The sequence below is a fragment of the Frankia sp. CoBUL1 genome (assembly GCF_978021245.1).
The window spans coordinates 1-7,476 of record NZ_CDXDOS010000166.1 but is presented as its reverse complement, the minus strand read 5'-3'; the positions used below and the strand labels follow the sequence as shown (position 1 = coordinate 7,476).

At 72.9% G+C, this 7,476-nt stretch carries 5 protein-coding genes and 1 pseudogene; 4 read left to right on the top strand and 2 right to left on the bottom strand.

Translation table 11 applies throughout. The annotated features are described in order from the left end of the window. The first annotated feature begins 142 nt into the window (after window positions 1-142). The 4 genes and pseudogenes from AC08OX_RS12445 to AC08OX_RS12430 all read left to right on the top strand — a co-directional run bounded on the left by AC08OX_RS12445 (window position 143) and on the right by AC08OX_RS12430 (window position 3,740). Window positions 143-1,708, top strand: a complete 1,566-nt coding sequence (locus AC08OX_RS12445; RefSeq protein ID WP_476607972.1) for a pyridoxal phosphate-dependent decarboxylase family protein — start codon at window positions 143-145, stop codon at window positions 1,706-1,708. Window positions 1,709-1,764: 56 nt separating this feature from the next. Then, window positions 1,765-2,010: pseudogene (locus tag AC08OX_RS12440) on the top strand (PHP domain-containing protein); the annotation flags it as partial. Between the two features lie 55 nt (window positions 2,011-2,065). Then, window positions 2,066-2,194 (top strand): hypothetical protein, encoded by a 129-nt coding sequence (locus tag AC08OX_RS12435; protein ID WP_476607971.1) that lies wholly within the window; start codon window positions 2,066-2,068, stop codon window positions 2,192-2,194. Window positions 2,195-2,327: 133 nt separating this feature from the next. Next, a complete protein-coding gene (locus AC08OX_RS12430) occupies window positions 2,328-3,740 on the top strand; it encodes a class I SAM-dependent methyltransferase (protein WP_476607970.1) in 1,413 nt (470 codons plus the stop codon). A gap of 70 nt (window positions 3,741-3,810) precedes the next feature. Here AC08OX_RS12430 and AC08OX_RS12425 read toward each other — a convergent pair whose 3' ends face one another. Together AC08OX_RS12425 and AC08OX_RS12420 are read right to left on the bottom strand one after the other, a co-directional pair. Continuing rightward, window positions 3,811-5,478 (bottom strand): MFS transporter, encoded by a 1,668-nt coding sequence (locus AC08OX_RS12425; RefSeq protein ID WP_476607973.1) that lies wholly within the window; start codon window positions 5,476-5,478, stop codon window positions 3,811-3,813. A 222-nt stretch (window positions 5,479-5,700) separates the two neighbouring features. Next, complete coding sequence (locus tag AC08OX_RS12420; RefSeq protein WP_476607969.1) at window positions 5,701-7,398, bottom strand: aldehyde dehydrogenase family protein; 1,698 nt, start codon at window positions 7,396-7,398, stop codon at window positions 5,701-5,703. Between the last annotated feature and the right edge of the window lie 78 nt (window positions 7,399-7,476).

The window sequence follows — 7,476 nt, the reverse complement described above, 5'->3', positions numbered from 1 at the left end:
GGCCGGGAGGGCCGAACGGCGGCGCACGCCCGGCCACCGGCGGCGGTGGCGGCGGCGGCGGTGGCGGTGGCGGCCGACTGACGCCGCCGGGCATCGGACCCGCTGGCGAACGATCATCCATCTCGGACGAGGAGATCCACCGATGCGAGGCATGCCGCCCGTTGACGCGCTCCGCGCGGCACTGCGCGCCGCCGCCGGGCATGCCGACGCCTACCTGGCGGGTCTGGCCGATCGTCGGGTCGGCCCCAGCCTGACCGCCGAGCAGGTCCGCCGCCGGCTCGGCGACACGCTGCCGGCAGGCCCGAGCGACCCGGTGGCGGTCATCGACGCCCTGGTCGACGCGGTGGCCGGCGGCCTCACCGCGACCGGCTCAGGCCGCTTCTTCGGCTACGTCATCGGCGGGACCCTGCCGGCGGCGCTCGCCGCCGACCTGCTCACCGTCGTGTGGGACCAGAACGCCGCCCTGGCCTCCCTCTCCCCGGCCGCCAGCGCCGTCGAGGCACTGACCGGCCGCTGGATCGCGCAACTGCTCGGCCTGCCGTCGGGGGTGTCCGTCGGGTTCACCACCGGCACCCAGATGGCGCACGTGACCGCCCTGGCGGCCGCGCGGCACCGGGTGCTGGCGCGGGCCGGCTGGGATGTCGAGACGGACGGTCTCGCCGGGGCGCCGCCCGTGCGGGTCCTGGTCGGTGCCGCCCGGCACGCCACCGTCGACGCCGCGTTGCGCCTGCTCGGATTCGGCACCCGCGCGACGATCGCCGTCGAGGCCGACGAACTCGGGCGGATGCGCCCCGAGGCGCTGCGGGCGGCCCTTGCCGACGAGAGCGGCGGGAGCGGGCCGACGATCGTGATCGCCCAGGCGGGGGAGGTCAACACCGGCGGGTTCGACCCCTTCGAGGAGGTGTGCGCGCTGGCCCGCGAACACGGCGCCTGGGTACACGTGGACGGTGCGTTCGGGCTGTGGGCGGCGGTGTCGGCGGCGGCGTCCCGGCGCGCCCTCGTCGCCGGGGTCGAGCGGGCCGACTCGTGGGCGACCGACGGCCACAAGTGGCTCAACGTCCCGTACGACTGCGGGATCGCGCTCATCGCGGACCGCGAGGCGCACCGGCGGTCGATGTCGGTCTCGGCGGCCTACTTCGTCCTCGACTCCGCCGGCCGGCTCGACCCGGTCGACTGGACACCGGAGTTCAGCCGCCGGGCACGGGCCTTCGCCGTATACGCGGCGCTGCGCTCGCTCGGCCGGGCGGGGCTGCGCGATCTGGTGGACCGGTGCTGCGAGTATGCCAACCGCTTCGCCGTGCGGCTCGCCGCTCTTCCCGGGGTGACGGTGCTGAACTCGGTGGCCGGCCCAGCCGGGTCAGCCGGCCCGGGCCGCGTCGTGGAGCTCAACCAGGTGCTGATCCGGGTGCTGGCAGACCCGGAGGGCGACCGGACGGCGGCCGGGCGGGCGGAGGGCGACCGGCTGACGGCAGCGGTCACGGCCGCGGTGACGGCGAGCGGCGAGGCGTTCGTGAGCGGCACGGTGTGGCGGGGGCGCACGGCGATGCGCATCTCGGTAAGCAACTGGTCGACCTCGGACGGCGAGGTGGAGCGGACGATCGCGGTGATCGAGGCCGCCGTCGCCGAGGCGCGGGGGACGACCGTGCGGGGGACGACCGTGGCGGCGCCGAGCGGCGGCGGTACGCACCGCGGCGGTATCGCTTCGTAGTACCCGGCGGACACGACGGCGGAGGTATCCGGACCGCGCGCGGGAAGGTCTGACGGTCCAGCTCTTCCGTCGACCTTCACGTTCACACCGAGTACTCGACACTGGACGGGGCGGCTCGGCTGAAGGACATGCTCAAAGAGGTCTCCCGCCAGCAGATGCCGGCGGTCGCAATCACCGGTCACGGCTACATGTACGGCACCTACGACTTCCACAAGCAGGCGACGGTGGCCGGCGTCAAGCCCATCATCGGCTGCGAGGCGTACGTCGCGCCGGAATCCCGCCCACTCAAGCAGCGGGTGCGCCGCTGACGGTGGAGCGGCTGCGGGAGGTTCTCGGCACCCTCCCGAGACGACGGAAGTGCACCTGCGGCTGCAGACCGCAAGCCGCACCACCGTGTTCCGGTTCGACGACGCGTACACGGTCCAGCGCACTCCGGCCCTCATGGGCGACCTCAAGGCCCTGCTCGGCGCCTCCGCCGTGGCCTGAGCGGCGCGGGACGGACCGGAGCATTCCCGCTACCGAGGATCCCGTCGGGGATACGGACATGCAACACCCGGCACCGTTGCGGCAGCAGGTTTCCGGGGGACGATGAGCCCAGGTAACAACCGGAGGATGCGCCGTGACGATCAGTCGACAGCCGGCGGAGCACGACCCTGCCGAAGCGACCATTCCGCGCCGGGAGCCGCGGTGGTCACCGAACGTGGCGCGGGCAACGCGCATCTTGTTCGAGAGCCTGATCGGGGACGACCCGCCGGTACGGATCGCGCTGTGGGACGGCTCGGTGCTGGGACCGGACACCACCACCCGGATCCTGGTCCGCTCGCCGGAGGCGCTGCGCCGCATTCTGTTCCGCCCGGGTGAGCTGGGCTTCGCGCGGGCCTTCGTCGCCGGGGAGATCGACGTCGAGGGGGACATCTTCGCCGCCATCGCGGTGCGCCGAGGCATCGCCGGGGCCGGCTCGCGGCTGACCGGCGCGACCGCCCGCGCCGCCGCGACCCTGCTGCGCGAACTCGGCCCGCGCATGCCGGCCCCGCCGCCCGAGGAGGCCCGGCTGCGCGGCCGGCAGCACACCCGGGACCGGGACGCGGCGGCGATATCCCATCACTACGACGTGTCCAATGCGTTCTACCGCCTCATCCTCGGCCCGACGATGACCTATTCCTGCGGGGTGTGGGAATCGGCGCAGGTCGGCCTGGACGCCGCCCAGAACGCCAAGCACGAGCTGGTCTGCCGCAAGCTGGGCCTGCGTCCCGGCGAGCGGTTGCTGGACATCGGCTGCGGCTGGGGCAGCATGCTGATCCACGCCGCCCGCCACCACGGGGTCCGCGGCGTGGGGGTGACCATCTCGGTGGAACAGGCCACGCAGGCCCGCCGCCTCGTCGCCGAGGCGGACCTCGCCGACGTCATCGAGATCCGCCTGCAGGACTACCGGGAAATCCCGGACGGCCCCTTCGACGCGATCAGTTCCATCGGCATGGTGGAACACGTCGGCCGGGCGATGCTCCCGACCTACTTCGACCAGTTGTACCGGCTGCTGCGCCCCGGGGGGCGCCTGCTCAACCACGGAATCTCGTTTCCCGGCGACCCCACGGGGGCCCGCCGGGCCCGCCCCGGCCTCGGCCCGGTCCCGTTGCCGAGGGGACGCGACTTCCTCCAGCGCTACGTCTTCCCGGACGGGGAACTACACGAGATCGGGGTCATGGTCTCCCTGATGCAGGCGGCCGGTTTCGAGGCGCGCCACGTCGAGTCCCTGCGCGAGCACTACGCGCTGACCCTGCGGGCCTGGGTACGCCTGCTGGAGAAGAACTGGCCGGCCGCGGTCAGCATGGTCGGGGCGGGTCGGGCCCGCGTCTGGCGGCTCTACATGGCCGGATCGGCGCTGAGCTTCGAGAGCGGGCGGACCCAGATCCACCAGACCCTCGCGGTCCGGCCGGACGCCGGCACCGCCGGCATGCCCCTGCGGCCCCGCTTCGAGTCGCCCACGACCGCACCGACGCCCACGACCGCACCGAGCCAGTCGACGGCCGGCTGACCCGACTATGCCGCCCGGGAGCCCGCCCGGGAGCCCGCCCGGGAGCGGCGCCTGCGATCGGAAGCGACGCCTATGCCCCGGGAGCGGCGGAGTCCGCCACCGTACGGTCGGACCCTTCGGTGCCGACGCTCTCGGCCCGCCCGGCGACCGCGTCCCCGGCCGTCAACGATCCGGCCGTTGACGATTCAGGCATCGACGGCGCACCGTCCCGGCGCAGCACCACCACGACGGCGATGGCCGTGACCGCCATGACCGTCATGGCAATCAGAGCGGTCACCGACATCGCGTCGACATAGCATTCCTGTGCCACCCGCAGCAGCATGTCGCCGAGACCCCCCGGGCGGAGGCCGCCGGGGAGCCGGTGGGCGACCTCCACCGCACCGCCGAGGGTCTCCCGCGCCGCGTCGACCGCGATCGTGGGCAGGCCGGACGGTGCCCGCGTCGGCACCTCGTTCCGGTAGACGGCGGTGGCGATGCTGCCGAGAACGGCGACCCCGAGCGCGCCACCGAACTCGATGGCCGACTCGGACAGGGCGGAGGCCGAACCCGCCCGTTCGGGTGGGGCGTTGCCGAGCACGACGTCGGTGCAGATCGTGAGGACGACACCGACCCCGCTGATCAGCACGGCATAGGCGCCGAGCAGCACCGGCAGACCCCCGGAGACGCCGAGCCGACTGGCGATGCCGAATCCCAGCGCGGTGACGACCAGCCCCGCGCCAAGCGCACCGCCCAGCCGCAGCAGCCGCAGCAGCCGGGGGGCGGCCAGCACAGAGATAATCATTGCGGTCGCCGGCAACATCGTCCACAGTCCGGCGACCAGCGGGGTCAGGCCCGCCACGAGCTGCAGGTACTGAGTGGCGAAGAAGCTGAACCCGACGAGGGCGAACAGGGCGAGGGCGTTGACGGCCAACGCCGTGCGCACGGCACGGGACGCGAACAACCGCGGGTCGATCAGCGGTTGGTCGACCCGGCGCTGCCGGACCACAAGGAGGCCGCCCAGGATCACACCGACGACGAAGGCGGTCATCGGAACAGCGGTCCAGCCGTGTTCGGCGATGCGCTTCATGCCGTAGACCGCGCTGAGGACGGCGGCGAGGGAGAGCCCGGCGCTGGTCAGGTCGAAGCGGCCGGGACGCGGATCCCGGAACTCGGGCAGGAACGCGAGACCCAGCACCAGCAGCAGGAGCATCACCGGCACATTGATCAGGAAGACGGCACCCCACCAGAAGTGCTCCAACAGGAAGCCGCCGAGCAGCGGTCCCAGCGCGACACCGCCGGAGAAGCTCGCCGTCCAGATGGCGACGGCGACGCGCCGCTGGTCCGGATCGACGAACAGGACCCGGATGAGCCCGAGGGTCGACGGCATCAGGGTGGCACCGGCGGCGCCCATCGCAGCCCGGGCGAGGATCAGCATGACCGGGCCGGTGGCGTAGGCGGCGAGTACCGACGCGGCTCCGAACACGGCCGCGCCGTAGAGCAGGAGCCGGCGACGCCCGATCCGGTCGCCGACCGTCCCCATCGTGATCAGCAGGCCGGCGAGCACGAAGGAGTAGATGTCGACGATCCAGAGCAGTTGGGCGCCGCTCGGGGCGAGGCGTGCGGTGATGAACGGCAGGGCGAAGTACAGCACGGTCACGTCGATCGACAGCAGCAGGCAGGGCAGGGCGAGTACGGCGAGACCGGCCCATTCCCGGCGGCCGGCCCGTCGTGTGCCGGGGGTCGGCCGCATCCCGGGCATCGGTTGCATCACCAGGTCTGGCATGCGCCGACTATGGCGCGGACCGGCCCCGGGCGCCGGGGCCCAGTCCTGGATGCGGCGAGATGCGACAACGCCCCGGGACGGCGGAACCTCCGGACGCCCCGATCCGCCGTGACCAGCCGCGTTGTTCCGCATCGTCGAGAAAACCCCATCGGGTCCATGAGGCGAGACGGCAGCACGGCACCCGTCTCAGTCGGAACGTCACGGGTCCGACAGGCGGAAGGACAGGTCGGCCGGGGGCACGGCCGTGTCGAGTTGGGCCTTCTGCAACCTGCCGGAGTAGTCCCAGTTCATCGACTGCCATCGGGTGACCTGGTCGAGGACCCAGCGACCGGACTGGCGGCTTCCGTTACCGGACCGCCCGTTGCCGCCGAAGGGCAGGTGGGCCTCCGCGCCCGACGTCGAGGAGTTGACGCTGACCATCCCGGCCCGCACCCCCCGCCGGAACCGGAACGCGCTCGCCGCATCGCCGGTGTAGATCGACGATGACAGCCCGTAGCCGGGCAGGTTCGCCAGGTCGATGGCCTCGTCGAGGCTGCGATAGGTGGTAACGCCGATGATCGGACCGAACGTCTCCTCGCGGAACACCTCGTCGTCCGGGCGCACGCCGTCGAGCACCACCGGGTGGTAGTACAGCCCGGAGTCGGGATCGCCGACGAAGCCGCGACGCGGTCCGCCCGGCCACCTTCCCGGCCCCGCCGGCCCTGCCGGTGTCAACGGCGTCGATGAACCGGCCGACGTCCCGAAACCGGCCGACGTCCCGAAACCGGCCGACGTGATCCGTCCCACCGCGGTGGACCCGAAGATCCGATGATGGTCCCGAATCAGGTCGAGATGGTCGGCGAACCCGGCCGCGAACCGGGCGTCGAGCAGCGGCCCGTACAGCACGTCCCGGGTCGGATCGCCGACGACCGCCGCGGACACGGCGGCGTCGAGCCGACGCACGAACTCGGCGTGCACCGACTCGTGCACGATCGCCGTACCCAGCGAGGTGCACCGCTGCCCGGCGGTGCCGAACCCGGCGAACACCGCCGCTTCGACGGCGGCGTCGAGATCGGCGTCGGGCGCGACGACCATCGGGTTCTTCCCGCCGAGTTCCAGGCACGGCGACTGCAGGTACCGGCCGCACAGGGCGCCGATGAACCGGCCGACCTCGGTGGATCCGGTGAAGCCGACCTTGTCGACGACGCCGGCCGCCAGCGCCCGCTCCAGCCCGAGCGACGTCGCCGCGCCGTCGGCGGGCACGAGGTTCACCGCGCCGGCAGGAACCCCGGCGGCGGCCATCAGCTCGACCAGGGCCTGCGCGCAGGCCGCCGCGTACTCGGCAGGCTTCCAGACCACGGTATCGCCGGCGAGCAGGGCCGGCACGATGTACCAGGACGGCACCGCCACCGGGAAGTTCCCTGCGGTGATCACCATCATCACCCCGACCGGCTCCCGGAAGGTGAACAGCTGCTTGTCCGGCATCTCGGAGGGAACGGTCTCGCCGTAGAGCCGGCGTCCCTCGCCGCGGAAGAACTCGCAGGTGTCGATGATCTCCTGGACCTCGCCGCGAGCCTCGGCCGCCGGTTTGCCGATCTCCCGGGTGACGAGCCGGGCGAACGCGGCGGCGTTGTCCGCGACGAGCCGGCCGAGATTGCCGATCACGCTTCCCCGGACCGGGGCCGGCACGTCTGCCCAGGTGCGCTGGGCGTCACGGGCCGCCACCGCGGCGGCAAGGATCGTCTCCGGGCCGGCCAGCTCGACCTCGGCGACCACGTCGTCGAGCCGGGCCGGGTTGGTCGAGGGCACCGTCCGGACCGGGGTGAGCTCCGCTTCGGCCGCGCCGGGCGGCGCGCACCCGTCCCGCGGACGTCCGCCAATGAGCGCACCAACCCGCCGTGGCCATACCAGCGTCATGACGATCCCCCATCCGGTCCACCGGGTCCATCCGGCCTATCTAATCCGCCCGGCCCCGCCAATCCGCCCAGCCCATCG

Excerpts from the sequence above, each read along its gene's own strand:
- AC08OX_RS12420 (WP_476607969.1), bottom strand. The coding sequence starts at position 7,398 with ATGACGCTGGTATGGCCACGGCGGGTTGGTGCGCTCATTGGCGGACGT.
- AC08OX_RS12445 (WP_476607972.1), top strand. The coding sequence starts at position 143 with ATGCGAGGCATGCCGCCCGTTGACGCGCTCCGCGCGGCACTGCGCGCC.
- AC08OX_RS12425 (WP_476607973.1), bottom strand. The coding sequence starts at position 5,478 with ATGCCCGGGATGCGGCCGACCCCCGGCACACGACGGGCCGGCCGCCGG.